We start from the raw sequence: 26,697 nt of genomic DNA, 5'->3' as shown, positions 1-26,697 counted from the left end.
GGACCGCGACCGCCCGGCCCGAGGTGCCGGCCGGGCGGTCGCGAGCGGTGCTGTTCCTACGGGTTGGAGCCGACGATCCGCGGAATGGTGCTGGTGCCCGCCACCTTGACGGCGTAGTTGCCCCGGAAGGTGGGCCGGGTGGCGGTCGTGACCACCGTGCCGCAGTTGACGGGGGCCGGGCTGGCGCTGACGGCCAGGTCACCGGCGACGCTGTTGACCGCCAGGATGCCGGTCGAGTTGGTGTAGGTGGCCGAGGCCTTGCCCGTCACCGTGAACTTGCAGGCGCCGGCGGTCACGTTGGCCGTGACGTTGCCGACGTAGCCCCGGGTGACACCGGTCGAGGCGGTGTAGTCCTGGGCGACGACCGTCCAGGGGGTGACCGACACGGTGGTGACGTTGCCCAGGACACTGGTACAGGGCGAGGCGCTCGTGCCGAAGTTGATGGCGTTGATGTTCGCGACCGTCGCCGGGTTGCCGGTGGCGCTCTGCAGGGTGCCCGACGCGCCGGAGGTCGTGCACGTCATCGGGATGGTGGCCGTCAGGACGATGTTGCCGGAGTTCGTGGCGGTGAAAGAGGCCGGTGACGGGGTGACGGTCCACACCGTGGAGGGCACCGCGGAGGCGGGTCCGACGGTGAGGCCGAACGCGGCCGCGGCCGCACCCGCCACGACAGCGATCCTTCTCGAGGTTTTCTTCATGGCTCCGGGACGCTCCTTCTGGATTGACCGGCGAAGACGGGCCGTGGCCGAAGTGATCGAGGGGGCCGTATGCCCGGCGGCTCGGTACTGCCTGTCCGCGAGCCATGACGTTACTTGCGGGAAACTTGGCCGAACAATGCCGTGGTACATGATTCTTTGAAATGCGGAACCAACTGTTTCCGGGGTGAGCGGTCCGCAAGTCGCCTTAGTCAACCGCTGCTAATGTCGACATTTTCGGCCGGTGGTACGTGTGCCTTCCTGTCCGCGTCCCTGTTCTGCGTCCTGTTCCGCCTTCCTGTTCGCCGTTTCCGTCGGTTCGCCGGCTTCCTCGGAGGGCCGGAATGCTCACCGGATGACAACGGCTCAGGCGCGCTTTGTCTGCGCGGTGACAGGTTCTCCCGAGCCGGGGACGGTCCCCCGGAAAACCCCGGATCCCGGTATTGCTCGCCGAGGTTACTCGGTCGTAGCGTGCCGGTGTGGCGCTCGGTTCCAGGTCGGCGGCCCCGTCGTCGGCCGGAGCCACGACGGGTGCCGGCCGGTCTCCGGTCCTTTCGGCACGGACATCCGTCGGCAGGGCCTCGTGGCTCCACCCCCTGGGCCGCGGGGCCCTGCCCTGTCTCCTACGGGACAAGTGCGGGAGGCCGGCACGTGCCCGCGCACACGACGCACGTACGCACGCCCGCTGGAGGTGATATGGGAATCGAAGTGGTGGTCGAGGGTCTGACCAAGTCCTTCGGTAAGCAGCGCATCTGGCAGGACGTGACACTCACTCTTCCCGCCGGAGAGGTGAGCGTCATGCTCGGGCCGTCCGGCACCGGGAAGACCGTATTCCTGAAGTCGCTCATAGGGCTGCTCAAACCCGAGCGGGGCCGTGTCCTCATCGACGGGGTGGACATGGTGAACAGTCCCGAACGCGACATCTACGAGACGCGGAAAGTCTTCGGGCTCATGTTCCAGGACGGCGCCCTCTTCGGGTCGATGTCCCTCTTCGACAACATCGCCTTTCCGTTGCGCGAACACACCCGCAAGAAGGAGTCCGAGATCCGTCGCATCGTCATGGAGCGGATCGAGGTCGTCGGCCTCCTCGGCGCCGAGGGCAAGCTGCCGGGGGAGATCAGCGGCGGTATGCGCAAACGGGCCGGCCTGGCCCGGGCCCTCGTCCTCGACCCGCAGATCATCCTCTGCGACGAGCCGGACTCGGGACTGGACCCGGTCCGCACCGCCTACCTCTCCCAGCTGCTGATCGACCTCAACGCGCAGATCGACGCGACGATGCTGATCGTCACCCACAACCTCGACATCGCCGCCACCGTCCCCGACAACATGGGGATGCTCTTCCGGCGCGAGCTCGTCACCTTCGGCCCGCGCGAGGTGCTGCTCACCAGCGAGGAGCCGGTCGTGGCCCAGTTCCTCGGCGGCCGGCGCGAGGGCCCCATCGGGATGTCGGAGGAGAAGGACGCCGCCACCCTCGCCGCCGAGGCGGCCGGCTCCCGGTCGGCGGCGGGCGGCGGGCCCCGGGAGATCGTTCCGCAGCTGGAGCCCTCGCCGGGCCTCCCGGAACGCCGCGCCGTCGCCCGACGCCGCCAGCGTGTCATGGGCATGATCGACCAACTGCCCCCCGCCGCGCGCTCCGCCATCCGGCGGACGTACGCGACGAGCCCCACGGCCCCCACCCTGCCGATGCCCGCGGCGGGAACGGCGCCGACGGTGGCGGGCCCGGCCGGGGCACCGGGGAGCGGCACATGATCACCGGCGCGCTCCGGCAGACCGGACGGCTCTTCGCCCTCGCCGCCGAGGTGGGCCGCGCGATCTTTCGCAGACCCTTCCAGTTCCGCGAGTTCGTCGAGCAGTTCTGGTTCATCGCCAGTGTCACGATCCTGCCCGCCGCCCTGGTCTCGATCCCCTTCGGCGCCGTCATCGCCCTCCAGGTCGGCTCGCTGACCCAGCAGCTCGGCGCCCAGTCCTTCACCGGGGGCGCCAGCGTCCTCGCCGTGGTGCAGCAGGCGAGCCCGCTCATCGTCGCCCTGCTGATCGCGGGCGCCGGCGGCTCCGCCATCTGCGCCGACCTCGGCTCCCGCAAGATCCGTGAGGAACTGGACGCCATGGAGGTCATGGGCGTCTCGCCCGTGCAGCGCCTCGTCGTCCCCCGGGTGCTGGCCACCATGGGCGTGGCGGTCCTGCTCAACGGCCTGGTCTCCGTCGTCGGCACCCTCGGCGGCTACTTCTTCAACATCGTGCTGCAGAACGGCACCCCCGGCGCCTACCTGTCCAGCTTCTCCGCCCTCGCCCAGCTGCCCGACCTCTACGTCAGCGAACTCAAGGCGCTGGTCTTCGGGTTCATCGCGGGCATCGTCGCCGCGTACCGCGGCCTCAACCCGCGCGGTGGCCCCAAGGGGGTCGGCGACGCGGTCAACCAGTCCGTCGTCATCACCTTCCTCCTGCTCTTCTTCGTCAACATGGTCATGACGGGCATCTACCTCCAGATCGTCCCGCCGAAGGGAGGCTGACGCCCATGGCCTCCCCGCTCGCCTGGCTCGACCGCTCCGGTGACCAGTTCCTCTTCTACGCCCGGGCCCTGCTGTGGATCCCGCGCACCCTGCGCCGCTACCTCAGGGAGGTGCAGCGGCTGCTCGCCGAGGTCGCCTTCGGCTCCGGCGGGCTCGGCGTCATCGGCGGCACCGTCGGCGTGATGATCGCGATGACGCTCTTCACCGGGACCGTCGTCGGGCTCCAGGGGTACGCGGCCCTCGACCAGATCGGCACCGCCGCGTTCACCGGGTTCGTCTCCGCGTACTTCAACACCCGCGAGATCGCCCCGCTCGTCGCCGGACTCGCCCTCTCCGCGACCGTGGGCGCCGGCTTCACCGCCCAGCTCGGCGCCATGCGCATCAACGAGGAGGTCGACGCCCTGGAGGGCATGGGCATCCGCTCCATGCCGTACCTGGTCACCACGCGCATCATCGCCGGGGTCGTCGCCATCGTCCCGCTGTACGCGATCGGGCTGCTCTCCTCCTACATGGCCTCCCGCTACGTGACCGTCCTCTTCAACGGCCAGTCCCGGGGGACCTACGACCACTACTTCAACCTCTTCCTCTCCCCCACGGACGTCCTGCTCTCCGTGCTGAAAGTGCTGATCTTCAGCGTGATGGTGATCGTCGCCCACTGCTACTACGGCTATCGCGCCTCGGGCGGTCCCGCCGGGGTGGGTGTCGCCGTCGGCCGGTCCGTGCGCAACGCCATCGTGCTGATCAGCGTCACCGACTTCTTCCTGTCGCTGGCCCTGTGGGGCGCGACCACGACCGTGAAGGTGGCGGGGTGAGATGACTCCACGCGTGAGGAGCGAACGCGCCGCGACGCTGCGCCGCCGGTCCGCCGGGGTGGCGTTCCTGCTGGTGCCCGCCCTGCTGATCTGGCTGGCCGTCGCCGTGTACGACAAGCGGTTCACCGACTCCGACCCGGTGGTCGTCGAGACCGGCAGCGTCGGCAACGAGATGCACCTGGGCGCCGAGGTCAAACTGCGCGGCGTCGTCGTCGGCGAGGTGCGCGCCATCGACGCCACCCGGGACGGCGCCCGGCTCACCCTCGCCATGGAGCCCGGCGCCCTGGCCGGCGTGCCCGCCGACGTCCGCGCGCAGATGCTGCCGACCACCCTCTTCGGCGAACGCTACGTGGCCCTCGTACCGCCCGAGGACGCCTCGCCCCGGCCGCTGGCCGCCGGAGCGGTCATCCCCCAGGACCGCTCCGAGAACGCCGTCGAACTCCAGCAGGTCCTCGACGACGTGCTGCCGATGCTCACCGCCGTCCAGCCGCAGAAGCTCTCCGCGACCCTGTCCGCGGTGTCCCAGGCCCTGGAGGGGCGCGGCGACCGGCTCGGCGACACCCTCGTCCGGCTCGACGAGCACCTGCGGAAGTTCAACCCGCACCTGCCCGCCCTCAACCGCGACCTGAGGCAACTGGTGAAGGTCGGGCACGTCTACGCGGACGCCGCCCCCGACATCATCACGGCACTCACCGACTTCACCACCACCAGCGGCACCCTCGCCGAGCAGGAGGCCGAACTCGCCGGCACCTTCGGCGCCACCACGCGGACGGCCGAGGACCTGACCGCCTTCCTGCGCCAGAACCGGCACAACATCATCCGGCTCGGCGCGAGCGGCCGTCCCACCCTGGAACTGCTCGCCGAGTACTCCGCGGCCTTCCCCTGCACCCTGCGCACCCTCGCCGAGTTCGTGCCCGCCATGGACGAGGCACTCGGCAAGGGCACCGACCGGCCCGGCATCCACGTCGACGTCACCACCGTCCCCTCGCGCGGCGCCTACGTCCCCGGCCGCGACACCCCGGCGTACGACTCCGGGGGCGGCCCCCGCTGCTACCCCGTGCCCTACCTCGGCGCGTCCGCCGCACCGGCCGTACGGGCGTCCGCCGCGGCCGGCCAGGACCTCGGGCCCGCCAACTCGCCCGAGGAGAACGACCTGGTCAACGAGTTGCTCGCACCCGCCGCCGGCAAGCGGCCCGGCGACCTGCCCGACTGGAGCAGCCTGCTCGTGGGCCCCGCCTACCGCGGCGCGGAGGTGACCCTCGAATGAGAACCGCCGACACCGCGCACACCAGGCGCCGTCCGCTGACCGGACCGCTCGTCAAGTCCCTGGTCTTCGTCCTGGTCACGGCCCTCGCCACGACCGTGCTCGGGCTGACCGTCGCGGGCACCGGCGGCGGTTCCGCCACCCGCACCTACAAGGCCCTGTTCACCGACGTCACCGGGCTCGTCGACGGCGACAGCGTACGGATCTCCGGGGTGAAGGTCGGTGAGGTGACCGACGTCCGCGTCGTGCAACGGCGCACCGCGCAGGTCACCTTCACCGTCCGCGAGGACCGGCGGCTGCCCCGGTCGGCCACCGCCGCCGTGAAGTACCTCAACATGGTCGGCCAGCGCTACGTCGCCCTCGAGCGCGGCAGCGGCGACCTGGCCGGCACCCTCGCGGCCGGCGGGACCATCCCGCTCGACCGCACCACGCCCGCGCTCGACCTGACGCTGCTCTTCAACGGCTTCAAGCCGCTGTTCGAAGGGCTGTCCCCCCAGGACGTCAACGAACTGGCCGGGTCGATCGTGCAGGTCCTCCAGGGCGAGGGCGCCACCGTCGACAGCCTGATCCGGCACGTCGGCTCGCTCAGCAGGACGGTCGCCGCCAAGGACGAGGTGATCGGCCAGGTCGTCGACAACCTCACCACCGTCCTCGACACCCTCAACGACCGCGAGGCCCACTTCGACGACCTCGTCGTCACCCTGCGGGAACTCGTCAGCGGCTTCGACGACGACCGCGAACCCCTCGGCGAGGCCGTCGAGGCCATGAGTGACCTGACCACCGTCACCGCCGACCTCCTGGAGGACGGACGCGCCCCCCTGAAGGCGGACATCCGTGAACTGGGCCGGCTCTCGGAGGGACTCGGCGAACACCGCACCCAGATCGAGGAGTTCCTCGACCGGACGCCCGCCAAGATGACCGCCCTGGCCCGCCTCTCGTCCTACGGCTCGTGGTTCAACCTCTACCTCTGCGAGGCGCGCGTGAGCGGAGTGACCGCCTCCGACGGCTTCGAGCCGCCGACCGGCATCGCGATCACCGAATCGAGGTGCCGGGGATGAGCCGCCCGCGCCCCAGGACGCGCTACGCGACCCGCTCCGGGTCCCACCCCAAGCCGCGCTTCAAGCCGGTCAGGGAACGCGACCCGATCGGTGTCGCCGTCGTCGGGCTGCTGGTCCTGACCCTGCTCGCCGTGCTCGCCTACAACGTCGAGCGGCTGCCCCTCGTCGGCGGCGGCACGCCCTACACCGCCGACTTCTCCGAGGCGGCCGGCCTCGACGAGGGCGACGAGGTGCGCATCGCCGGCGTCAAGGTCGGCGAGGTCACCCGGGTGGCGCTCGACGGCGCCAAGGTGAAGGTCACCTTCGAGGTCGGGGACGACACCTGGGTCGGCGACCGGACGACCGCCGCCATCGCCATCAAGACCCTCCTCGGCGACAAGTACGTGGCGCTCGACCCGCTCGGCCCCGGCCGGCAGAACCCCGGCAGCCGCATCCCGCTGTCGCGCACCACTTCCCCGTACGACGTGACGCAGGCCTTCCAGGACCTCAGCGGCACCGTGGACGCCATCGACACCGAGCAGCTCGCGGAGAGCTTCGAGACCATCTCCGACACCTTCGCCGACTCACCGCCCCATGTGCGCGACGCCGCGACCGGCCTGTCCGCGCTGTCGCGGACCGTCTCCTCGCGCGACGCGGAACTCACCGAACTCCTCCGCGGCAGCGCCCGGTTCACCGGGACGCTCGCAGACCAGAGGTCCAGCTTCGAGACCCTCCTCGAGGACGGCGGCTCACTCCTCGGCGAACTGCGGAACCGCCGCGACGCCATCCGCGCCCTGCTCAAGGGCAGCAGAAAGCTGAGCACCGAACTGAGCGGCCTCGTCGACGACAACGACGAACAGCTCGGCCCCACCCTCGAAGCCCTCGGCCGGGTCACCGGCGTCCTCGCGGACAACAGCGACCGGCTGGAGGAGACGCTCGCGCTGGTCGGCCCGTACTACCGCCTCGTCGGCAACACCCTGGGCAACGGCCGCTGGTTCGACAGCTACCTGTGCGGCGTCGTCCCCCGCGACTACCTGCCCGCGCAGTCCCAGCCCGAGACCGGATGCCTGCCGCCGAAGCAGCCGGCGGCCCAGGGGAGTGGTGAGCGATGACCGGACGCAGGAAGTTCCTCGTGGGCACGCTCGCCCTCGCGGTGCTCGTCGCCGGCGCACTGGCCGCGGTGCGCGTCATCGACCCGGGAGGGCTGCGCATCGCCGCCCTCTTCGACCGTGCCGTCGGCATCCACCCCGGGTCCGACCTGCGCATCCTCGGGGTGCGGGTCGGCGAGGTGGAGTCGGTGCGGCCCGAGGGCACCACGGTGCGGGTCGGTCTCGTCCTCGACGAGGGCGTACGGGTCCCCGAGGGCGCCCGGGCCGTCGTCGTCGCACCGAGCGTCGTCGCCGACCGCTACGTCCAGCTCACCCCCGCCCACACCGCCGGGCCCGTCCTCGCCGAGGGCGCCGTCCTGCCCGCCGCGCGCAACCGCACCCCCGTCGAGATCGACCAGCTCTACGACTCGATCACCGAACTGAGCCGCGCCCTCGGCCCCGACGGCGCCAACGCGAAGGGTGCCCTGTCGGAACTGCTGGAGACCGGCGCCGCCAACCTCGACGGCAACGGTGCCGCCATCGGCGACAGCATCGAACAGTTCGGCAAGGCGGCCAGGACGCTCGACGGCGCCGACGACGAGCTGTTCACCACGCTCAGCCGGCTCCAGACCTTCACCACCATGCTCAAGGACAAGGACACCGACGTACGTACCGCCATGGAGCGCCTGGACGAGGTCGTCGGCTTCCTCGCCGCCGACAAGGACGACCTCGCCGGCGCCCTCGAAGAACTCGGCACGGCCCTCGGCCAGGTCAGGACCTTCGTCAAGGACAACCGGGGCGCACTGAAGGAGAACGTGGACCGGCTGGTGCCCATCACCCGGGCCCTCGTCGAGCAGCGCGCCTCGCTCGCCGAGGCGCTGGACGTGGCACCGCTGGCCGCCGGCAACGTCGTGGGCGCCTACGACCCCGACACCCGCACCCTCGACGGCCGGGCGAACCTCAACGAGATCAGCATGGGCGGACCGCTGCTGCCGCTGCCCGCGACGGACGGCACCGGGCGGACGCCGCCCGCGGAGAGGGGGGAGCGGTGAAGCGCGCCACGCTCGCCACCGGAAAGGCAGCGGGCCTCACCCTGGGCGGGCTGCTCGCCCTCGGACTCGGGTTCGCCCTGGCCCTCGGCGCGGTCTCCGTGGTGCCGCCGCGCTTCGACGGCGTCGAGGACCTGACCCTGCCCGGCGGCGCCGACCTCGGCTCCCACCCGTACACCGTCACCGCGGAGATCGAGGACGTGCTCAGCCTGGTCCCGCAGTCCGCGGTGAAGGTCAACGACGTCGCCGTCGGACGGGTCACCGGCATCGAACTCGGCCACGACGACTGGTCGGCACGCGTCACGATGCGGGTCAACGGCGCCGTGCGCCTGCCCGCCGACGCCACGGCCCGGATCGAACAGTCCAGCCTGCTCGGCGAGAAGTACGTCCAGCTCGCCGCCCCCGACGACGGGAGGGAAGGCGCCGGCCCGGGGCGGCTGGCCGACGGCAGTGTCATCCCGGCCTCCCGCACCGGCCGCGACACCGAGGTCGAGGAGGTGTTCGGCGCGCTCTCCCTGCTGCTCAACGGTGGTGGCGTCGACCAGCTGAAGACCATCACCCGGGAGCTCGAGGCGGCGCTCGGCGGCCGGGAACCCGAGGTCCGTTCCATGCTGCGGCGGGTCGACACCCTGGTGACCGAGCTCGACGAGCACCGGGGCGACATCACCGACGCCCTCGACGCCGTCAACCGGCTCTCCGCGACCCTCGCCACCCGCGAGGACGACGTGGCCACCGTCCTCACCGACCTCTCACCCGGACTCAAGACGCTGGAGGAACAGCGCGGCTCACTGCTGACCATGCTGCGCTCCCTCGACACGCTCTCCGGCGTCGCCGTCTCCACCATCGACGCGAGCAAGGACGACATGATCGCCGACCTCGAGGCCCTCGCGCCGACCCTGCGGGCGCTCGCGGACGCGGGCACGGACCTGCCCGACTCGCTGCAGGTGCTGCTGACGTACCCCTTCACCGACGAGGTGCTGCGCGGGGTGAAGGGCGACTACCTCAACGTGTACCTGGAGATGACCGCCGTGCCCGGCACCCAGGTGATCCCTCCGCTGGTGCCCGAGGGCACGGCTCCCCCGCCGTCCGCACCCTCGTCACCACTGGCGCTGCCCTCCGTCACGGGCACGGGCACGGGCACGGTCACGGCTGGGGATGGGGGCGAGGACGGATGATCACCCTCGCCGTACGGCTGAAGAACCTCGCCTTCCTCCTCGTCGCCGTCCTCGCCCTCGGCTACCTGGGTATCCGCTACGCCGACCTCGGCCGGTACGTGGGGGTCGCCGACCACTACACCGTCGACGTCCACCTGCCCCGCACCGGTGGCCTGTTCACCCACTCCGACGTCACCTACCGGGGCGTCTCCGTGGGGCGCGTCGGCCCGATCGGCCTCACCGCCGACGGGGTCGTCGCCGAGCTCCGCATCAAGAAGTCCGCCCCGCGCATCCCCGCCGACACGCGGGCCGTGGTCGCCGGGCTCTCGGCGGTGGGGGAGCAGTACATCGACCTGCGGCCCGAGAGCGACGGCGGCCCCTACCTCGCCGAGGGCACCCGCATCGAACAGGCCGACACCCAGGTTCCCGCGCCCGTCACCGACGTCCTCGCCGGCGTCGACGGCCTCGCCCGCTCCGTGCCCCTGGACGACCTGCGCACGGTCGTCGACGAGTTCGGCAAGGCGTTCGAGGGCCGGGGCGACGACCTCCAGGTGCTGCTCGACAGCGGCAGCGCGTTCGTCGAGGCGGCGGACCGGGCCCTGCCGTCCACCAGCCGGCTCATCACCGACGGCGAGACCGTCCTGCGCACCCAGGCCGAGGAGGAGCAGGCCCTCCGCTCCTTCGCCACCGGGGCGAAGGAACTCGCCCGCACCCTCAAGGAGTCCGACGCCGACGTACGCCGGCTCCTCGCCGTCACCCCCGAGGCCGCCACGCAGATCAGCGGCGTGCTGCGGGACCTCGACCCGAGCCTCGGCGTCGTCCTCGCCAACCTCCTCACCACCTCCGAGATCGCCGTCACCCGGCAGCGGGGCGTGGAGGAACTGCTCGTGAAGTACCCGGCGGCCGTCGCCGCCGGCGCCACCGCCGTCGACGGAGGGAAGCTGAACCTCGGCATGGCCGTCACCTTCTTCAAGCCCCTGCCCTGCACCGACGGGTACGGCGCGACCCGCTACCGCAACGGACTCGACCTCGGCACCGCGCCCCCGCTCAACACCGGGGCGTCCTGCACCGCCCCGGCCGGTTCCGGCACCAACGTCCGGGGCTCGGCCAACGCCCCGAAGGGCGGGGCGGTACCCGAACCGGCCCGGCCCGGTTCCCTGCCCACCTCGTCCACCGCGCTGCCCGGAGCGCTCGCCCTGCCGGGACAGGGCGGCGAGGCACCGGCGGACCTGGCACCGCTCCTCGCCCCGGCCACCGGGAGCACACGGTGAGGCGGGCCCGGCTGCTCGCCGGTACCGGACTCGTACTGGCGCTCGGCTTCTGCGGCACCGGCGCGTGGACGTACGCCCAGGCCCGCACCGACGACTCGCTCGCCCACGGCCGGGAGCGTGACGAGGCGCTCGCCGACGGACGCTCCGGCATCGCCGCCCTCACCACCCTCGACGCCTCCACCCGGCAGCGCGCGGAGGCGGGCATCCGGACCTGGCGCGCCGTCTCCACCGGCCCCCTGCGCGAGGAACTGGGCCGCACCGAGCCGCTCGCAGGGGCCTCGGCACGCTCCACGGTCACCGAGGCCGCCGTCACCGCGCTCGACACACGGACCGGCTCGGCCAAGCTCATCGCCACGGTCCGCGTGCGGGTCACGCCCGTCGGCACGGAACAGCCGACCACCGACCGCAAACGCCTGGAGGCGGTCCTGACCCGGACGGGCGAGGGGGAGTGGAAGGTCAGGGCGCTGAGCGCGGTGCCGATGGCGAGGGAGGCCGAAGGAGCCGAAGGGGCCGTGGGGGTCGAGGGGCCCGAGGGAGACGGGGACTGATGACGCGACTGCTGCGCAAGCCCGCTGAGGACACTGGGGTCACTGAGGAACCTGGGGTCACTGGAGACACTGAGCCGGTCGAGAGTACGGAGAGCACCGCGGACGCGAGTCACGACGGGGATGCGGGGGACGGTGCCGGCACCCGCCGTCCTGCGGGGAGACGGCGGCGGGCCGCCCTCGCCGCGACCGCCGCGGCCCTCGTCCTCGGCGGCTGCTGGTTCCTGCACGCCGCCCACCAGTTGAGGTCCGCCCCGTCCGCCGAGAACCGCGCGCTCACCGACACCGGGGCCACCACCCGTGTCGCCGGTGACATCGGCAACGCCCTCGCCCGCGCCTTCTCGTACACGCCGGCCGGTACCGGAGCCACCGAGCGCTCCGCGAGCACCGTCCTCACCGGGCGGGCGGCCCGCCAGTACGACGAACTCTTCGACCGGGTCCGCGACGACCTCGTGGAGCAGCGCATCACCCTGAACACGCAGGCCGTCCGCACCGGAGTGATCGAACTCGACGACGACAGCGCACGGCTGCTGGTCTTCCTCGACCAGACGTCCCACCGGGACGAGGACGAGGCCGGGACGACCGTCGCGGCGGCCCAGCTCACGGTGACGGCACGGCTGGAGGAGGACGAGTGGCGGATCGTCGATATCACGGCCCGCTGAACGGGCGGGAGAACGGCCGATTGAACGGGCGGGAGAACGGCCCGTCGAAAGGGCGGGAGAACGGCCCGTCGAACGGGCGGGAGACGGGAGCACCGATGAAGAACCTGGCCGGCGCCCTGTCCCTCGCGCTCGTCCTCGTCGCGGGCGGCTTCGCGGCCTGGGCGGGCCAGGACTGGTACGGCGCGGCCCGCGACGAGTCGGCCGCGTACGCCGCACAGCGGGACGCGGCGCTCGCCGCCGCGGAGCAGTCCGTCCAGAACCTCAACACGCTCGACCACCGCAGTGTCGAGCGCGGCCTGGACCTGTGGGAGTCCTCGACCACCGGCGAGCTGCACGAGCAACTGGTGTCCGGGCGCGCCGAGTTCACCGAGCAGGTCGAGGCGGCGAGGACGGTCACCACGGCCCGGGTGCTGTCGGGCGCCGTCACCGAGCTCGACGACCGCGCGGGCCGCGCCCGGGTGCTGGTCGCCCTGCGCGTCACCGTCGAGGCGCCCGGAGGCGCGCGTACCGACAAGGACAGCCGCATGCTCGGCGAACTCACCCGTACCGAGGGCCGGTGGAAGCTGAGCGCCCTCGGCCAGGCCCCCGTGGGCGGCTCATCGGCCGGCTGACCGGCCCCCGCACCGAGAGGACACGCACGATGCCGACGCCCCGACACCACATCAACCAGCAGCGCCGCCGCCAGGCACGCGGAACCCGGCCGCCTGCTCCCGGCACGGGCTCGGCCGTCCTGACCGCCCACGGCGCACCCGACACGTACGACACTCAGATCGCACACGGCACACAGGGCGCGCACGACACGCACGACGGCACGGACCGACAGACGGCCGGGGACACCGAACGAGCGGGTCGCGCACGCTTCCGGCTCGGTGGTGGCGCGCGGCGGCCCCGTCGCCCACGCCACCGGACCGGCATCCTGGCGCTCTGCCTGCTGACCCTCGCCCTCGGCGGCTTCGCCGGATGGGCGCACGCGCGGGCGGAGGGTCTCCGTGACGATCCCGCGCTGCGCAACAGCGCCCTGACCGACCTCGCCCGCACCAGCGAGCTCAAGGGCCGGACCGACCGGGCCGTCGCCACGCTCTTCTCGTACGACCACACGGAACCCGAGGCCTTCGAACGCGCCGCGAAGGACCTCCTCACGGAGAAGGCGGTCGGCCGGCACCGCACGCTGTTCGCCGATGTCCGCGCGCGGGCGGAGGAGCAGAAGGCGGTGATCACCACGACGGTCACCGAGAGCGCGGTCGAGCGGATCGACGGCGACCGGGCCCGGGTCCTGGTCTACGCCGACCAGAGCAGCGTCGCCACCGCCGGGACCGAGGGCGGCGCGGACCAGGAGGAGGGGACGGGACAGAACCGGAGCGAGGGGGCGTACGCCGGGGCCATGCTCGCCGTCGACCTCGTGCACCGTGACGGGCGGTGGCTCGTCTCGGGCATCGACACCTTCGGCCGCTGAAGCCGCCGCACCCGACACGTCGACAGGAGTGACAGCCATGCCCGCACCCGCACCCGTACCCGCCTCCTCACCCGCATCCGCCGCCTCCGCACCTCGCGTACGGCGACTGCGCGCCCGGACCCGGCAGGGCCTGCGGACGACCGCCATCGCCGTCGCGGCCGTGGCGTGTCTCACCGCCTCCCAGGCACCCGGCCTCACCCTGCACGAGGAGAAGAGACCCGGCGGCCCGGCCGCCGACAGGGAGGGCGTGCGGGGCGTGGCGCCGGAGCGCGGCCCGTACGCCGAACTCGCACCACCGGGCGACGGCTCGTACCACACCGAACTTCCGCCCTTGACGGCGAGCCCGGACCCGGGCGGCCCGTCCACGCCGGCCGCCGGGCGGCTCCCGCAGGTCCGTGCCGAGTCCGGCATCCCCGCCACCGTGCTGCGCGCCTACCGCACGGCCGAGACGTCCGTCGGCAGAACCGATCCGGGCTGCCGGCTGCCCTGGGAACTGCTCGCCGCGATCGGCAAGGTGGAGTCGGGCCAGGCGCGCGGCGGAGCGGTCGACCGCGCCGGTACGACGCTGGGCCGCATCACGGGCCCGCCGCTCGACGGACGCGGATTCGCCCTGATCCGGGACACGGACGGGGGTGCACACGACGGCGACACGGTCTACGACCGGGCCGTGGGGCCGATGCAGTTCCTGCCGTCCACCTGGGCCCGCTGGGGTGCCGACGGCAACGGTGACGGCCGCGCCGACCCGAACAACATCTTCGACGCGGCCCTGGCGGCCGGGCACTACCTGTGCGCGGGCGACCGCGACCTCGGCCGGTCCGCGGACCTGGACCGGGCGATCCTCAGCTACAACTACTCGCGCTCCTACCTCGACCTGGTCCGGTACTGGCTGGAGTTCTACCGGCGGGGAGCGCACACCGTGCCCGACGGCCAGGGCACCGTCCCGACCAGCCCCGGAGCCGGCGGCGACACCCCGGCGACCCGTCCCGTCGACGGCCCGAACGGCGGCACCGGTGGCGCGGGAGGCGGCGGCATCATCATCGGCCCCGACCCGGCCCCCTCCGCTTCCGGCGGCCCGGCACCCTCCCCCTCGTCCCGCCCGCCTTCCCCGTCCCCCTCGTCCCCGTCGTCCTCGCCGTCCCCCGGGCCCACCCCCTCGGTGACACCCACCGGAGGTCCGGAGCCCTCCGGCACACCCGGTGGGACGCCCGGTCCGGACCCGACCGGTTCTCCCACCGCGGAGCCGTCGCCGACACCGTCCGCCACCGACCCGGGCGGCTCCACGCCCACGCCCCCGCAGGACTGCCCCTCGGCCTCCGAGCGCCCGTCACCGGAGGGGAGCGCCCAGCCCGCCGCCTCTGGTCCAGATCCAGCCACCTCACTGTCGGATCCCTGCTCCGCAGTTCCCGTCACCTGATCATTCGGGGTGCGGGGGGCACACATGGGGTGGGTGTCGGCAGGCGGCCACGAAGTCGCCCCCGACGACGACGGCAAGGTGGTGTGCCGCAACGCGGCCGGGCGGCGGTCGGGATCCGTACCGCCCGAGATCGCCGGCGATCCGGCGGTGGTGGGGTTGCGGCAGCTCGCCGAGTGGCCCTCATCGGGCCCCCTCCCGCGTCCTCGGCCCCGGGAGGCCGGGACTCCCGGTCACCGGCTGGTGTAGCCCGCGTCCACGTGGATGACGGAGCCCGTCACGTACGAGGACTGGTCGGAGGCGAGCCACAGGCTGGCCTGGGCGACCTCGCGCGGCTGCCCGAACCGGCCGAGCAGGCTGAGCCGCGGGGCGAACTCCTCCTCGGTGAAGCCGAACTGCTCCAGCGAGCCACGCAGCATCGGCGTGTCGATGGCGCCCGGCGCCACCGCGTTGACGCGGATGTTGTGGGCGCCGTTCTCGACGGCGGCGGTCTTGGTGAGACCGTTGACGCCGTGCTTGGCCGCGACGTAGGCGGGGTTGTCGGGCTGCGGGCGGAAGCCGCTGACCGAGGAGATGTTGACGACGGAACCGCCGCCGCCCTGCTTGATGAGCTGCTGCAGTTCCCACTTCAGGCACAGTGCGGTGCCCTTGAGGTCGACGGCGATCAGCCGGTCCCAGTAGTCCTCGTCGAACTCGGCGGTCGGCTTGTCGTCGGGCGTCAGCGCGGCGTTGTTCACGGCGACGTCGAGGCGGCCGTAGGTGTCGACGGCGGCCTGCACCATCTCCTTGACCTGCGCGCTGTCGGCCACGTTCACCTTGAGGAAGGAGGCGGTGCCGCCGTCCGCGACGATCTCCTCGGTGACGGCCCGGCCGCGCTCCTCGTTCAGGTCCGCGACGAGCACCTTGGCGCCCGCCTCCGCGAACAGGCGGGCCGTGGCCTCGCCCATGCCCATGGCCGCGCCGGTGACGACGGCGACCTTGCCGTCCAGTACGGGGAACGTCATTCCTTGCGCCTTTCTTCGTTCGCGTCCCCCGTCGTCGTGGGGGACGTCGTGACCGGGCGGGCGAACGGTCGGCGGCGCGCGAGGGAGGTCTCCTCCAGCAGCGCGTCGAACGCCCGCTCCACCCGCCCGGCCAGGACTTCCGGCCCGGCACCGTCGGTGCCCCGCGCCCACTGGTACAGCACGGTGCCGAGGACCCCGGCCCCGGTCTCGACGACGATGCCCGGGCGGGGATCGACGCCGGGGTCCACGCCGAGCCGCTCGGCCAGGATGCGGACCGACTCGGCCTGCTCGGCCGCGCGGATGCGCGCGTAGGCGGCGAACAGCGCCGGCTCGCCGGGCACCAGCGCGAGCAGGGCGCGCGGTGCGGGCCGGCTGTGCTCGGCCGGGTGCTCCGGGTCGGTGAGCCAGGTGTGCACGGCGGCGCGGTAGCTCGTCAGCAGCGGCTCGTCATGGGGGCGGCGCCGCAGCGCCGCGTTGATGCGGGCGCCGTCGGCGCGGGCGAAGTGCAGCGCGGCGTCCTCCTTGCCGGTGAAGTACCGGCTGAAGGTGCGCCGGGTGACCCGCGCGCGCTCCGCGACGGCGTCGACGCCGACCGCGTCCGGGCCGCGCTCCAGGACGAGGTCGACCGCGGCGGCCGCCAGGGCCTCCCTGGTGCGCAGCGACCGCTGCCGTCGGCGATCCGCCGTCACACCGTCCGCGTCACCGACGTCACTGACGTGACCGGGGTCGCCGTCGCCACCGTTCATACCTGCACCCTACACCCATATTGTCCCGTCGGGACATTTGTCGTGAGCGCCCGCCCGGGCGTGCCTGGGGTGAACGGGTGATGACGGCTCTCGACAACCTGTCCGTACGCGAATTAACGTGCCTAGTAAGCGCTTTCTCCCATCGCTTTCTCCCATCGCTTTCCCCCATCGCTCTCTCCCCGACGTGACCAGGGTGGCCTCATGACCGAGCACAGTCCGATCGACCAGAACCCGACCGCCCCTCTGCCCGCGGAGAGCAGCAGCACGACCCCCGGACCGGGCGTCGTGCCCGACTTCGCGCCGCCCGCCGCCGACCGGCCCAGGCGTCGCTACGCGATCGCGGGTACGGGACACCGCGCCGGCATGTACGTACAGGCCCTCACCGGCGACCACGCCGACGTCGGCGAACTGGTCGCCTGGCTGGACCCCAACCCCGCGCGCATCGACTACTACGACGCCCAGGCCGGGCAAGCCCTCGGCGGTGACGCGCCCGCCGGGCTGCCCCGCTACACCCCCGACGGCCTGGAGCGCATGATCGCCGAGCAGGCCGTCGACGCGGTCGTCGTCACCAGCATCGACCGCACCCACGCCGAACTCGTCGACCGGAGCCTGCGCGCGGGCGCGGACGTGGTGGTCGAGAAGCCGCTCACCACGGACGCGGCCGGATGCCGGCGCATCACCCGGGCCGTCGCCGACACCGGCAAGGACGTGGTCATGACGTTCAACTACCGGTACGCGCCCCGGAACTCGACGCTGCGCCAGGTCATCGCGGACGGCACCATAGGCGAGGTCACCGGCGTCCACTTCGAGTGGGTGCTGGACACCGTGCACGGTGCCGACTACTTCCGCCGCTGGCACCGCGAGAAGGCCAACTCCGGCGGACTCCTCGTGCACAAGGCCAGCCACCACTTCGACCTGGTCAACTGGTGGATCGACGACGTGCCCACGCGCGTGTACGCGTCCGGTGCCCTGCGCTTCTACGGTGACGCGGCCGCCGCCGCCCGCGGCACGGGCCCCCGCCCCGGGCGCGGCACCGGGGCGAAGGGCGACCCCTTCTCCCTCGACCTGCGGGACGACCCCCGGCTGGAGGCGCTCTACCTCCGGGCCGAGCACCACGACGGGTACCGCCGCGACCAGGACCCCTTCGCCCCGGGCGTCACCATCGAGGACAACATGTCCGTCCTGGTCGACTACGCCCGCGGCGCCACCCTCACCTACTCCCTGAACGCGCACAGCCCGTGGGAGGGCTACCAGGTGTCCGTCAACGGCACCCTGGGACGCGCCGAACTCCGGGTCGTCGAACGCGGGCACGTCGAGTTCCGCGAGGACGGCGTGCTGGACCCGTCCGCCACGCCGGAGGCGGCCGGCGACGACCCGGTCCGCCCCGCCGGGCACCGGCTCGTCGTGCAGAAGCACTTCGGGCGCGCCGAGGAGGTTCCCGTCCCGGACGGCATCGGCGGCCACGGCGGCGGCGACGCCATCCTGCTCATGGACGTCTTCCGCCGCGACCTGCGGGTGGGCGCGGATCCGCTCGGCCGTGCGGCCGGCTACCTGGACGGCGTCCGCGCCGTGGCCGTGGGGGCGGCCGCCAACGAGTCGCTGCTGACCGGGCAGCCGGTCCGTGTCGAGGACCTGGACCTCGGGGTCCCGCTCACCGGTGACCGCACACAGCCGCCCACGACGGGCGGGCGTCGGCCGCTCGGGTGAGGCGCGGGGCCGCGGCGGTAGGGCGGGGCGCGCGGGTGGCACCCATGCATGCGGGGCGCTGTGCCACGCGCCCCGTTCCGATCACCGGTGTGGTGCCGGCATGCCGCCCCGCCGGTCCGAAGGGAGCAGTACCGATGCGTAGACGACTGATGTGCGCCGCCGTGGTGGCGGCGGCGTTGTCGGGCATATCCGCGCCGCAGGCCTTCGCCGACACGGTGAGCGGCACGGACCGGACGTTCCTCGAGGGAGCCCACCAGGGGAACCTCGCGGAGATCGCGGCGGGTGAGGACGCGCGGAAGAACGCGACGGGCACCTGCGTGAAGGAGGTCGGCGCCACGCTGGTGCGCGACCACACCAAGCTGGACGCGGACGTGAAGACGCTCGCCGGCAAGCTGGACGTGACGCTGCCGGCCTCCCCGTCCGAGGAGCAGAAGAAGGAACTGGCCGCCGTACGGGCGAAGGCGGGCGGCGAGGCGTACGACGCGGCCTGGCTGACCGCCCAGGACGGCGCGCACCGCAAGACGCTCGCGCTGATCGACCAGGAGATCGAGGACGGCGGGAACGCCGAGGTCGTGGCCGCCGCCCGCGCGGCCCGCCCGGTGGTGGCGATGCACCTCGGCATGGTGCGCGACGGCACCTGCCACGCCTCCGAGGACGCCGGCACGGTGCACGCCGGATCGGGCGGCCACCTGAGGGCCGGCGACGGCTCTCCCGTCGACGGCGGCATGGTGGGCACGGTCGCGGGCGGCGGACTCCTCGCCGCCGGCGCGGCCGCCTGCCTGCTGCGCGCCCGGCGCCGCCCGGCCGGCGACGACTGACGTTCCGTGACACACGGCAGGCCGGCCGCCGTGCTCGTGATCGTCTGCGGACTGGGTGCGGCGGCCACCGGATGGCTCACCTGGAGCATGACGCGACCGGGCCCCGGTGACGCGGGTTCCGTGACCGCCGACGTGCGGCACGCCGTCCCCGGCGGCGACCGGGAGGCGTCGGTGCCCGTCCGTGTCCGCGGGCCCGCCGGCCTCGACGTCCCCGTCGTGCCGGTAGGCGCCCGGCCCGACGGGGTCCTGGCCCTGCCGGAGGACCCCGGCACCGGCGGGTGGTGGCCGCTGGGCGCCCGGACCGGATCCGGCACCGGTACCGTCCTGATCGCGGGCCACGTCGACAGCCGCGAGGACGGACTCGGACCCTTCGCCGCGCTGCACGGGACACGCGTGGGCGCCGGCCTGGCGGTGACCGGGGCGGACGCCGGGGTGCGCCGCTACCGCGTCACCGCCCGGCGCACCTACCGGCAGGAGGAGCTGCCCGCGGACCTCTTCTCCCGTACCGGCGCCCACCGGCTGGCCCTGGTCACCTGTGCCGGCCCCTACGACCGCGCGTCGGGCCGGTACGAGCGCAACCTCGTCCTGTACGCCGCACCGGTCGGCGCACCCGCTCCACGTGTGCGCCGCGGCTGACCGGGGACTGGACAGATCATGAACCATCACGAGGACGGCCCCGACCGGGCCCACCGGCGCCCCGAGGGTGTCACCGACGAGACCGTCGAGGCGCTCGGCTCTCTGTCCAAGGCGCTGGAGACGACCGAGCGGGCCCGCGGCCACCTGTACGCCTTCCACCAGCTCACCGGCAGCGCCGACCTGGAACTGGACCGTGCCGTGGAGCTCCTGCGCCGGGCCGGCCACGGTGCGTGGGCCGACCGGGTGCAGCGGGAGATCCTGGGCCGCAACGTCATCCCCGGGCACTGGACGTTCCAGATCGTCGAGGCCTACGACCGCACGTACCACGAGCCGTTCAGGGACCTCGAACGCCAAGCCCTCGACGAGCTCGTGGACGGCCGCGACCACCTGTACGAGGCGGAGATGAAGGAGGCCCGCCGCACCGTCGGCCACCCGGACCACACCGCGCGACCGGACGGCGACGACCGGCGGTAACGCGGAGCCGGGCGGGGGTGGCCGCGGCGTCCCCGCACTCCTCAGGAAGCGAGGACGGCCCTCCCCTCGGCGATGATGGCGGCCAGCTCCTCGGTCTCCTCTTCGGTGAGGGGCGTCAGCGGCGGGCGGACGGGGCCGGCCTTGATGCCGGACAGGGTCACCCCCGCCTTCACCAGGGCCACCGCGTACCCCGGGACGCGCCGGCGCAGCCGGACCAGGGGGTGGAAGAAGACGCGCTGGAGGGCGTCGATCCGCTCCTGGTCGCCCTCCTCGACCGCGCGGTGGAAGGCCAGGGAGACGTCCGGCGCGAACGCGAAGGCGGCCGAGGAGTACAGCTCCACGCCCAGGGCCCGGTACGCGAGCTGGCTCGCCTCGGCCGTGGGCATCCCGTTGAAGAACTGGAAGGGCTTGCCCGACGCGCCGAGCGCCTCGCGCACGGCGGGGACGACGCGGGCGACGAGGTCCAGGTCGCCGGTGCCGTCCTTCAGGCCCACCACGGTCGGCAACTGGGCGACCTCCGCCGCCGAGCGCTCGTCGAAGCGGGCGTTCCCCCGGTTGTAGACGATCACGGGCAGCGCGGTCTCCCCGGCCACCGCGCGGGTGTAGGCGACCAGACCGGCGGAGGGCGCCTCGACCAGGTACGGAGGCATGAGCAGCAGGCCGTCCGCGCCCGCTTCGGCCGCGGCCCGCGCGTACTGCCGGGCCAGCCCGAGCGAGCCGCCGGCCCCGGCGTAGACCGGGACGCGTCCGCCCACCGCGTCGACGGCGGTACGGGTGACCGCGGCGAACTCCTCGAGGTCCAGGGCGTGGAACTCGCCGGTGCCGCAGGCGACGAACACGCCTCCGGGACCGGCGTCCATTCCCGCCGTGACGTGCTGGTGCAGGGCATCGGGATCGACGTCACCGGAGGCCGTGAAGGGGGTGACGGGGAAGAAGAGAACGCCTGCGAGCATGAGTGGTTTCCTGATTCCAGAGGCGACGGTGGCGTGGTGCGCGGTCCCGTCGGCGGCAGCCGCGGAGCCGGTTTCGTGGCTGTGCTGCCCGGCCGCCGGAAGAGCGGCGGCCGGGGGAGGGACCGTCGGACTACCGTGCGGGGCCGCGGGACGCGGCGACGGCCGCGGCCGCCGCCGGGGCGTCGCCGGCCCGTACGACACCCGTGAGCGGGTCCCCGCGCTCCAGGCGGCCGATGTTGTCGGCGATCTCCGCCGCACGGGCGGCGAAGGTGTCGGAGGTGTGGCCCGAGTGGTGCGGGGTCATCAGGACGTTGGGCAGCTCGTGGAAGGGCAGCCGGCTCGGCGCCTGGGGCGGTCCCGACCACCACACGTCCAGCGCGGCGCCGCCGATGGCGCGGGTGCGCAGAGCCTCGTACAACGCCTCCTCCCGGACCACCGGCCCCCGGGCCACGTTGACCAGCAGCGACTCGGGGCCCATGGCCGCGAGTTCGGCCGGGCCGATCAGTCCGCGGGTGGCGGCGTTCAGGGGCACCGTCACCACCACGACGTCGGACTCGGCGAGCAGGTCGGGCAGCCGGTCGTGCCCGCCGATCCAGTCGGGGCGCAGGTCGTCGGGGACCGGCGCGGCGGGGTCGCGCCGCACGGCACGCACCCGCAGGCCCACCGCCTGGCACAGCCGCGCCACCTCGGTGCCGGTCTCGCCGAACCCGATGACGCCCACCCGGCGCCCCGGCAGCGTCCTGCCGAAGGGCACACCGGGGTCCACGGCCACGTTGCTCCAGCGTCCGGCGCGCAGCGCGCGGTCGGCGCCCAGGACGTCACGGGAGAGCATCATCACGGACATGAGCACGTGCTCCGCGATGGACCGGCCGTGGTGGTGGGTGGTGCTGACGGTCACCCCGGGGTGCAGCGCGTCCAGCGCGATGCCGTCGTAACCGGCGCCGACGACGTGCACGAGCCGCAGCCGTGCCGCCCGCCGGGCGTCCTCGGCGTCCAGCTTCGTGCCGACGTACACCTCGACCCCGGGCAGGGCCTCCGTGATCCGCGCCGCGTCCCAGTCGTGGGCCTCCAGCCACACGTGCCGGCCCGCCGCGCGCGCCATGAGCGGCTCGTGGAACCGGCTCAGGATGCGGTGGTTCAGCATGATGCGCACGAGCGGGTCACCACCGGGGGGTCTTGGTCGGGAACGAGGGGTCGACGCGGCGCATGTAGCCGGTGTCGTCGCGGTCGCGCAGCCCGCAGTCGAGGTACTGCCGGTGCAGCCGGGCGAGCGCGTCCCGGTCCAGTTCCACTCCGAGACCGGGCGCCGTCGGCACGGCGACGGCGCCCTTGCTGAACCGCAGCGGCGCGGGGTCCACCACGTCCTCGTCGGGCTGCTTCCAGGGCCAGTGGGTGTCACAGGCGTACGTCAGGCGGGGGGTCGCCGCCGCCAGGTGGGTCATCGCGGCGAGGCTGATGCCCAGGTGCGAGTTGGAGTGCATCGAGAGGCCGAGCCCGAAGGTGTCGGCGATCGCGGAGAGCTGGCCGCACCGCCGCAGCCCGCCCCAGAAGTGGTGGTCGGACAGGACGATGCCCACCGCCTTCCTCTCGACGGCCGGGGCGAGGTCGTCGAAGGAGACGACGCACATGTTGGTGGCGAGCGGGGTCGGGGTCCCGGCGGCCACGGCCGCCATGCCCTCGATGCCCTCGGCCGGGTCCTCCAGGTACTGGAGCACCCCGTCCAGTTCGCGGGCCACGCGCAGCGAGGTCGTAACGCTCCAGGCCGCGTTGGGGTCCAGGCGCAGCGGCAGGTCCGGGAAGGCCTCCCGCAGCGCCCTGACCGCCGCGATCTCCTCGTCCGGCGGGAAGACGCCGCCCTTGAGCTTGATGGAGGAGAAGCCGTACGTGTCGATCATGCGGCGGGCCTGTTCGACCAGGCCGGCGGGGTCGAGGGCGGCGCCCCAGTCGTCGTCGCCCTGATCAGGGTGCCCCGCCCATTTGTAGAAGAGGTACGCGCTGTAGGGCACCGAGTCGCGCACCGCGCCGCCCAGCAGGTCACTGACCGGCCGGCCCACGAGTTTGCCCTGGACGTCCAGGCAGGCGACGTCGAAGGGCGACATGACCCGGTCCACGGTGCTGCTGCCGGTGACCATCCCGGACATGCCGTCGCCGCCCGTGGTGTCGGCGCCCAGCGCCCGGGTGGTGCGGGCGACCAGGTCGTTGAGGCTCCAGACGTCCATGCCGACGAGTCCGGCGGCGGCGCGGCGCAGCCGCGCCAGGTGCAGCGTGCCGCCGTAGGTCTCACCGACGCCGCTGACGCCGGTCTCCGTGGTGATCTCCACGATGGTGCGCAGTGCGTAGGGCTCGTGCACCCCGACCGTGTTGAGCAGGGGATAGTCCCGGAAAGCCACGGGAGTCACGGTGACGTCGGCGATGCGTGCGGAGGTGTCTACCACGAAGGCCATCCTCATATGTAGTCGGCGTTCTCATTTGTAGACAGGGGTTTCTGACGCTGTCAATGGGTCGGAACGGCATCGCGGCCGTCGGGGCCGTCGGGGCCGTCAGGGAGCGGGGGTCCCGGGCACGGGGGTGAGCAGGACCCCCTCGGTCATGAAGTGCCGCAGGTTGCGCAGGGCCAGGTCACCCATGGCCGCCCGGGTCTCCCGGGTGGCGCTGGCGATGTGGGGGAGCAGCACCACCCGGTCCGACTCCAGCAACTCCCGCGGCACATGGGGTTCGTCGGCGAACACGTCGAGCGCCGCGCCCGCGATGCGGCCCTCCGTCACCGCCCGCGCCAGGGCGGGCTCGTCGACGACGCTGCCCCGGGCGACGTTGACCAGGTAGCCCTGGGGGCCGAGCGCGTCCAGCACCTCGGCCGAGACCAGCCCACGGGTGTCCGCGCCGCCCGCGACCGTGACGACGAGGGCGTCGCACTGCTCGGCCAGCTCCCGGGCGGTGGGGACGTGGCGGTAGGTGACGCCGGTGACCGGGACGCGCGAGCAGTACGCGATGTCCGTGCCGAAGCCCTCGAGCCGTGCCGCGACGGCCCGGCCGATGCGGCCCAGCCCCAGGATGCCGACCCGCTTCCCGCTCACCCGGGAGGCGAGCGGGAAGGGCGCGCCGGCCCAACCGCCGCCGCGTACGTACCGGTCGGCGGCCGACAGCCGGCGCATGACGTCGATCAGGGCGCCGACGGCCAGGTCGGCGACGCAGTCGGTCAGTACGTCGGGGGTGTTGCTGACGTCGATGCCACGGGCCCGGGCACGGACCACATCGGTCGTCTCGTAGCCGACGCCGAAGTGGACGATGGCCCGCAGCCGGGGCAGCGCGTCCATCAGGGCGTCGCTCACCCCGAACCGCGCGCTGGTCACCACCGCCACCACCTCGTCCCCGTGGTCGCGCAGGTGGGCGTCGGGGTCGGTCAGTTCGTGCAGGCGCACCGTCCGGTACTGCTCGGACAGCGCCTCCTCCAGCGCGGGGAGCAGGGGAGAGGCCTGCAGGACGGTGCCCCGGCCGCCCGGGGTGCCGGTGGCGCTCGTGGTGGCGGTGAGGGGTGTGGACATGGTGACTCCCGTGGTCGTAGTGGTCGTTGCCGTCGTGGTCGTCGGTCGCGTCCGGTGGCGCGGCCCTGCGGCGGGGACCGGGGCGGAGCGGTGCGTGGGGTGCGCGACATCCGACCTTGCGCACGTCTTGACGCTGCCGCGGCACCGGTCTTAGCTTCGGCGTTCACGGATGCGGACCGCGTACGCAAGTGTAGACACGCCCCCGAAGGCGGTCCGTGACCCCGTGATCGGAACGCGACACATCAGCACTCCCCCTCGGAGACATGCCGACGATGAAGTCCTCCGTCTCATCCACCCCGCCCGCCGCCCGGAGGCGGCCCCGAACGACCACCGCGATGCTGCTGGCGGGTGCCGTGCTGTTCTCCAGTGGGTGCGCCGTGGCAGGCAGCGCGGGCGGCGACACCGGCAGCGCCGACGGCAGCACCCTGCGGGTGGTGCTCACCCAGGAACCGCCCACCCTCGAACCCTGCGAGGCCTCGCTGACCGGCACCGGTGTCGTCGTCCGGTCCAACATCACCGAGCCCCTGGTCGAACGCGACCCCGCGTCCGGCGCGTTGCACCCCCTGCTGGCGACCGGCTGGGAGCAGACCCGGCCGGACACCTGGACCTTCGACATCCGCTCCGGGGTGAGCTTCCAGAACGGCGAGCCCTTCACCGCCGAGGACGCCGCCTTCTCCATCGACCGGGCGGTCAACTCCGACCTCGCCTGCAACGTCGAGGGCTATGTCTTCGGCAACGAGGACCTCGAGGTGGAAGCGGTGGACGACACCCGGCTGACCGTCACCACCGAGGAACCCGACCCCATCCTGCCGCTGCGCCTGAGCTTCGTGGAGATCGTGCCGCGGACCACCGACACCGGGGCCAAGGTGCGCGTCCCGGTCGGCACCGGCCCCTACGCCGTCCGCTCCTGGCAGGCCGGATCGGCGATCTCGCTGAGCCGCTTCGACGACTACTGGGGCGAGGCGCCGCCCTACGCGCGGGCCCGTTACGTCTGGCGCAGCGACGCGAGCGTCCGCGCCGCCATGATCGACAAGGGGGAGGCGGAGATCGCCGTGGCGCTCGACCCGATGGAGGCGGAGAAGGACACGACGGTCTCGTACCCCAACAACGAGACCACCGCCCTGCGCCTGGACGGCCGCGAGGCCCCGCTCGACGACCTGCGGGTGCGCCGGGCGATCGACCTGGCCGTGGACCGCGAGGGCATCATCGACGCCCTGCTCGGCGGCCAGGCCGAACCGGCCGGCCAACTGGTCCCGCCCGGCGTGGTCGGCCACGGCGAGGAGATCGAACCGCCGGAGCAGGACGTGGCCGAGGCCCGCGCCCTGGTCGAGGAGGCGGCGGCCGATGGGGTGCCCACCGGCCGCACGATCACCCTGGTCGCCCGCAACGGCATGTTCTCCGGGGTGTCGGAGACGGCCGAGGCCCTCCAGTACCAGATGCAGGAGATCGGGCTGGACGTACGGGTCCGGATGGCCGACACCGCCACCCACCTCCAGTACCAGCTGCGGCCGTTGCCCGAGGGCGTCGGCCCCGTCGCCCTGCTGATCATGCACGGCAACCAGGCGGGTGACGCGGCGTTCACCACCAGCCAGTACCTGCTGAGCGACGGCCCTCAGTCCACGTTCGGCACGAAGGAGCTCGACCGGCGCCTCGACGCGGCGGGCGCGCTGTCCGGCGAGGAACGGCAGACCGCCTTCGCCGAGCTGCTCGCCGCACAGAACGAGTCCGTCGTGCAGTACACCCACATCGCCCACATGAGCGGACTGCTCGGCCTGTCACCGACGATCCTCTACGAGCCGAACTCCGCCACCGGTGACGAACTCAGGCTGGCCGAGGTCGCCCCGGCCGCGGCGGAAGGGCGCTGAC

26 protein-coding genes are annotated in these 26,697 nt (G+C 73.1%); 19 read left to right on the top strand and 7 right to left on the bottom strand.

The genetic code is table 11. From position 1 onward, the window contains the following. Positions 1 to 56: 56 nt before the first annotated feature. Positions 57 to 698 (bottom strand): hypothetical protein, encoded by a 642-nt coding sequence (locus tag UW392_RS27800; protein ID WP_320777872.1) that lies wholly within the window; start codon positions 696 to 698, stop codon positions 57 to 59. 693 nt (positions 699 to 1,391) lie between these two features. On the opposite strand from UW392_RS27800, the gene UW392_RS27795 reads away from it, so the two are divergent. The 14 genes from UW392_RS27795 (at position 1,392) to UW392_RS27730 (ending at position 14,954) form a co-directional block, all read left to right on the top strand. Beyond that, on the top strand, positions 1,392 to 2,444 hold the full coding sequence (locus tag UW392_RS27795; protein WP_320777871.1) for an ABC transporter ATP-binding protein: 1,053 nt from the start codon (positions 1,392 to 1,394) through the stop codon (positions 2,442 to 2,444). Further along, positions 2,441 to 3,205 (top strand): ABC transporter permease, encoded by a 765-nt coding sequence (locus UW392_RS27790; protein ID WP_320777870.1) that lies wholly within the window; start codon positions 2,441 to 2,443, stop codon positions 3,203 to 3,205. The genes UW392_RS27795 and UW392_RS27790 overlap by 4 nt, the downstream gene beginning before the upstream one ends. A 5-nt stretch (positions 3,206 to 3,210) precedes the next feature. Continuing rightward, positions 3,211 to 4,017 (top strand): ABC transporter permease, encoded by an 807-nt coding sequence (locus tag UW392_RS27785; protein WP_320777869.1) that lies wholly within the window; start codon positions 3,211 to 3,213, stop codon positions 4,015 to 4,017. Between the two features lies 1 nt (position 4,018). Then, entirely contained in the window at positions 4,019 to 5,284 is a 1,266-nt protein-coding gene (locus UW392_RS27780) for an MCE family protein (protein ID WP_320777868.1), read from the top strand. Further along, complete coding sequence (locus UW392_RS27775; RefSeq protein WP_320777867.1) at positions 5,281 to 6,339, top strand: MlaD family protein; 1,059 nt, start codon at positions 5,281 to 5,283, stop codon at positions 6,337 to 6,339. Before UW392_RS27780 ends, UW392_RS27775 begins: the two co-directional genes overlap by 4 nt. Further along, the gene (locus UW392_RS27770) at positions 6,336 to 7,430 is read left to right on the top strand and encodes an MCE family protein (RefSeq protein ID WP_320777866.1); all 1,095 of its coding nucleotides are present in this window, start codon (positions 6,336 to 6,338) and stop codon (positions 7,428 to 7,430) included. The genes UW392_RS27775 and UW392_RS27770 overlap by 4 nt, the downstream gene beginning before the upstream one ends. Further along, on the top strand, positions 7,427 to 8,458 hold the full coding sequence (locus UW392_RS27765) for an MCE family protein (RefSeq protein WP_320777865.1): 1,032 nt from the start codon (positions 7,427 to 7,429) through the stop codon (positions 8,456 to 8,458). Before UW392_RS27770 ends, UW392_RS27765 begins: the two co-directional genes overlap by 4 nt. Next, positions 8,455 to 9,630: an MCE family protein gene (locus UW392_RS27760; RefSeq protein ID WP_320777864.1), complete on the top strand. Its 1,176-nt coding sequence runs from the start codon at positions 8,455 to 8,457 to the stop codon at positions 9,628 to 9,630. The genes UW392_RS27765 and UW392_RS27760 overlap by 4 nt, the downstream gene beginning before the upstream one ends. After that, positions 9,627 to 10,880 (top strand): MlaD family protein, encoded by a 1,254-nt coding sequence (locus UW392_RS27755; protein WP_320777863.1) that lies wholly within the window; start codon positions 9,627 to 9,629, stop codon positions 10,878 to 10,880. The genes UW392_RS27760 and UW392_RS27755 overlap by 4 nt, the downstream gene beginning before the upstream one ends. Beyond that, on the top strand, positions 10,877 to 11,428 hold the full coding sequence (locus tag UW392_RS27750; RefSeq protein WP_320777862.1) for a hypothetical protein: 552 nt from the start codon (positions 10,877 to 10,879) through the stop codon (positions 11,426 to 11,428). Before UW392_RS27755 ends, UW392_RS27750 begins: the two co-directional genes overlap by 4 nt. Then, a complete protein-coding gene (locus UW392_RS27745; protein WP_320777861.1) occupies positions 11,428 to 12,087 on the top strand; it encodes a hypothetical protein in 660 nt (219 codons plus the stop codon). The genes UW392_RS27750 and UW392_RS27745 overlap by 1 nt, the downstream gene beginning before the upstream one ends. Positions 12,088 to 12,182: 95 nt before the next feature. Beyond that, positions 12,183 to 12,698, top strand: coding sequence for a nuclear transport factor 2 family protein (locus UW392_RS27740; RefSeq protein ID WP_320777860.1), 516 nt, complete (start codon positions 12,183 to 12,185; stop codon positions 12,696 to 12,698). Between the two features lie 29 nt (positions 12,699 to 12,727). Next, positions 12,728 to 13,540, top strand: coding sequence for a hypothetical protein (locus UW392_RS27735; RefSeq protein ID WP_320777859.1), 813 nt, complete (start codon positions 12,728 to 12,730; stop codon positions 13,538 to 13,540). 37 nt (positions 13,541 to 13,577) lie between these two features. Beyond that, positions 13,578 to 14,954 carry a lytic transglycosylase domain-containing protein gene (locus UW392_RS27730; RefSeq protein ID WP_320777858.1) on the top strand — a complete coding sequence of 459 codons (1,377 nt, stop codon included), beginning with the start codon at positions 13,578 to 13,580 and terminating at the stop codon, positions 14,952 to 14,954. A gap of 230 nt (positions 14,955 to 15,184) precedes the next feature. On the opposite strand, the gene UW392_RS27725 is transcribed toward UW392_RS27730, so the two are convergent. Both UW392_RS27725 and UW392_RS27720 read right to left on the bottom strand, forming a co-directional pair. Then, entirely contained in the window at positions 15,185 to 15,955 is a 771-nt protein-coding gene (locus UW392_RS27725) for an SDR family NAD(P)-dependent oxidoreductase (RefSeq protein WP_320777857.1), read from the bottom strand. After that, on the bottom strand, positions 15,952 to 16,701 hold the full coding sequence (locus UW392_RS27720) for a TetR family transcriptional regulator (RefSeq protein WP_320777856.1): 750 nt from the start codon (positions 16,699 to 16,701) through the stop codon (positions 15,952 to 15,954). Before UW392_RS27720 ends, UW392_RS27725 begins: the two co-directional genes overlap by 4 nt. Before the next feature lie 201 nt (positions 16,702 to 16,902). Here UW392_RS27720 and UW392_RS27715 point away from each other — a divergent pair, with 201 nt between their 5' ends. The 4 genes from UW392_RS27715 (at position 16,903) to UW392_RS27700 (ending at position 20,336) form a co-directional block, all read left to right on the top strand. Further along, the gene (locus UW392_RS27715; protein WP_320777855.1) at positions 16,903 to 18,408 is read left to right on the top strand and encodes a Gfo/Idh/MocA family oxidoreductase; all 1,506 of its coding nucleotides are present in this window, start codon (positions 16,903 to 16,905) and stop codon (positions 18,406 to 18,408) included. A 134-nt stretch (positions 18,409 to 18,542) separates the two neighbouring features. Further along, positions 18,543 to 19,226 carry a DUF4142 domain-containing protein gene (locus tag UW392_RS27710; protein ID WP_320777854.1) on the top strand — a complete coding sequence of 228 codons (684 nt, stop codon included), beginning with the start codon at positions 18,543 to 18,545 and terminating at the stop codon, positions 19,224 to 19,226. 6 nt (positions 19,227 to 19,232) lie between these two features. Continuing rightward, positions 19,233 to 19,862, top strand: coding sequence for a class F sortase (locus UW392_RS27705; protein ID WP_320777853.1), 630 nt, complete (start codon positions 19,233 to 19,235; stop codon positions 19,860 to 19,862). 18 nt (positions 19,863 to 19,880) lie between these two features. Next, entirely contained in the window at positions 19,881 to 20,336 is a 456-nt protein-coding gene (locus UW392_RS27700; RefSeq protein WP_320777852.1) for a hypothetical protein, read from the top strand. Positions 20,337 to 20,377: 41 nt separating this feature from the next. Here UW392_RS27700 and UW392_RS27695 read toward each other — a convergent pair whose 3' ends face one another. From UW392_RS27695 to UW392_RS27680, 4 genes are all read right to left on the bottom strand, one after another. Then, positions 20,378 to 21,289 (bottom strand): 5-dehydro-4-deoxyglucarate dehydratase, encoded by a 912-nt coding sequence (locus tag UW392_RS27695; protein WP_320777851.1) that lies wholly within the window; start codon positions 21,287 to 21,289, stop codon positions 20,378 to 20,380. A gap of 130 nt (positions 21,290 to 21,419) precedes the next feature. Then, entirely contained in the window at positions 21,420 to 22,433 is a 1,014-nt protein-coding gene (locus UW392_RS27690; RefSeq protein WP_320777874.1) for a 2-hydroxyacid dehydrogenase, read from the bottom strand. 16 nt (positions 22,434 to 22,449) lie between these two features. Then, complete coding sequence (locus UW392_RS27685) at positions 22,450 to 23,739, bottom strand: glucarate dehydratase family protein (RefSeq protein ID WP_320777850.1); 1,290 nt, start codon at positions 23,737 to 23,739, stop codon at positions 22,450 to 22,452. A 90-nt stretch (positions 23,740 to 23,829) separates the two neighbouring features. After that, a complete protein-coding gene (locus UW392_RS27680; RefSeq protein WP_320777849.1) occupies positions 23,830 to 24,831 on the bottom strand; it encodes a 2-hydroxyacid dehydrogenase in 1,002 nt (333 codons plus the stop codon). 263 nt (positions 24,832 to 25,094) lie between these two features. Between UW392_RS27680 and UW392_RS27675 the strand changes: the two genes are divergently transcribed. Further along, complete coding sequence (locus tag UW392_RS27675) at positions 25,095 to 26,696, top strand: ABC transporter substrate-binding protein (RefSeq protein WP_320777848.1); 1,602 nt, start codon at positions 25,095 to 25,097, stop codon at positions 26,694 to 26,696. The last annotated feature ends 1 nt before the right edge of the window (position 26,697 follow it).

This window comes from Streptomyces sp. CRN 30, from assembly GCF_034105845.1.
Note: the sequence above shows the minus strand (reverse complement) of the source record. Positions and strands in the feature narration are given on the sequence as shown.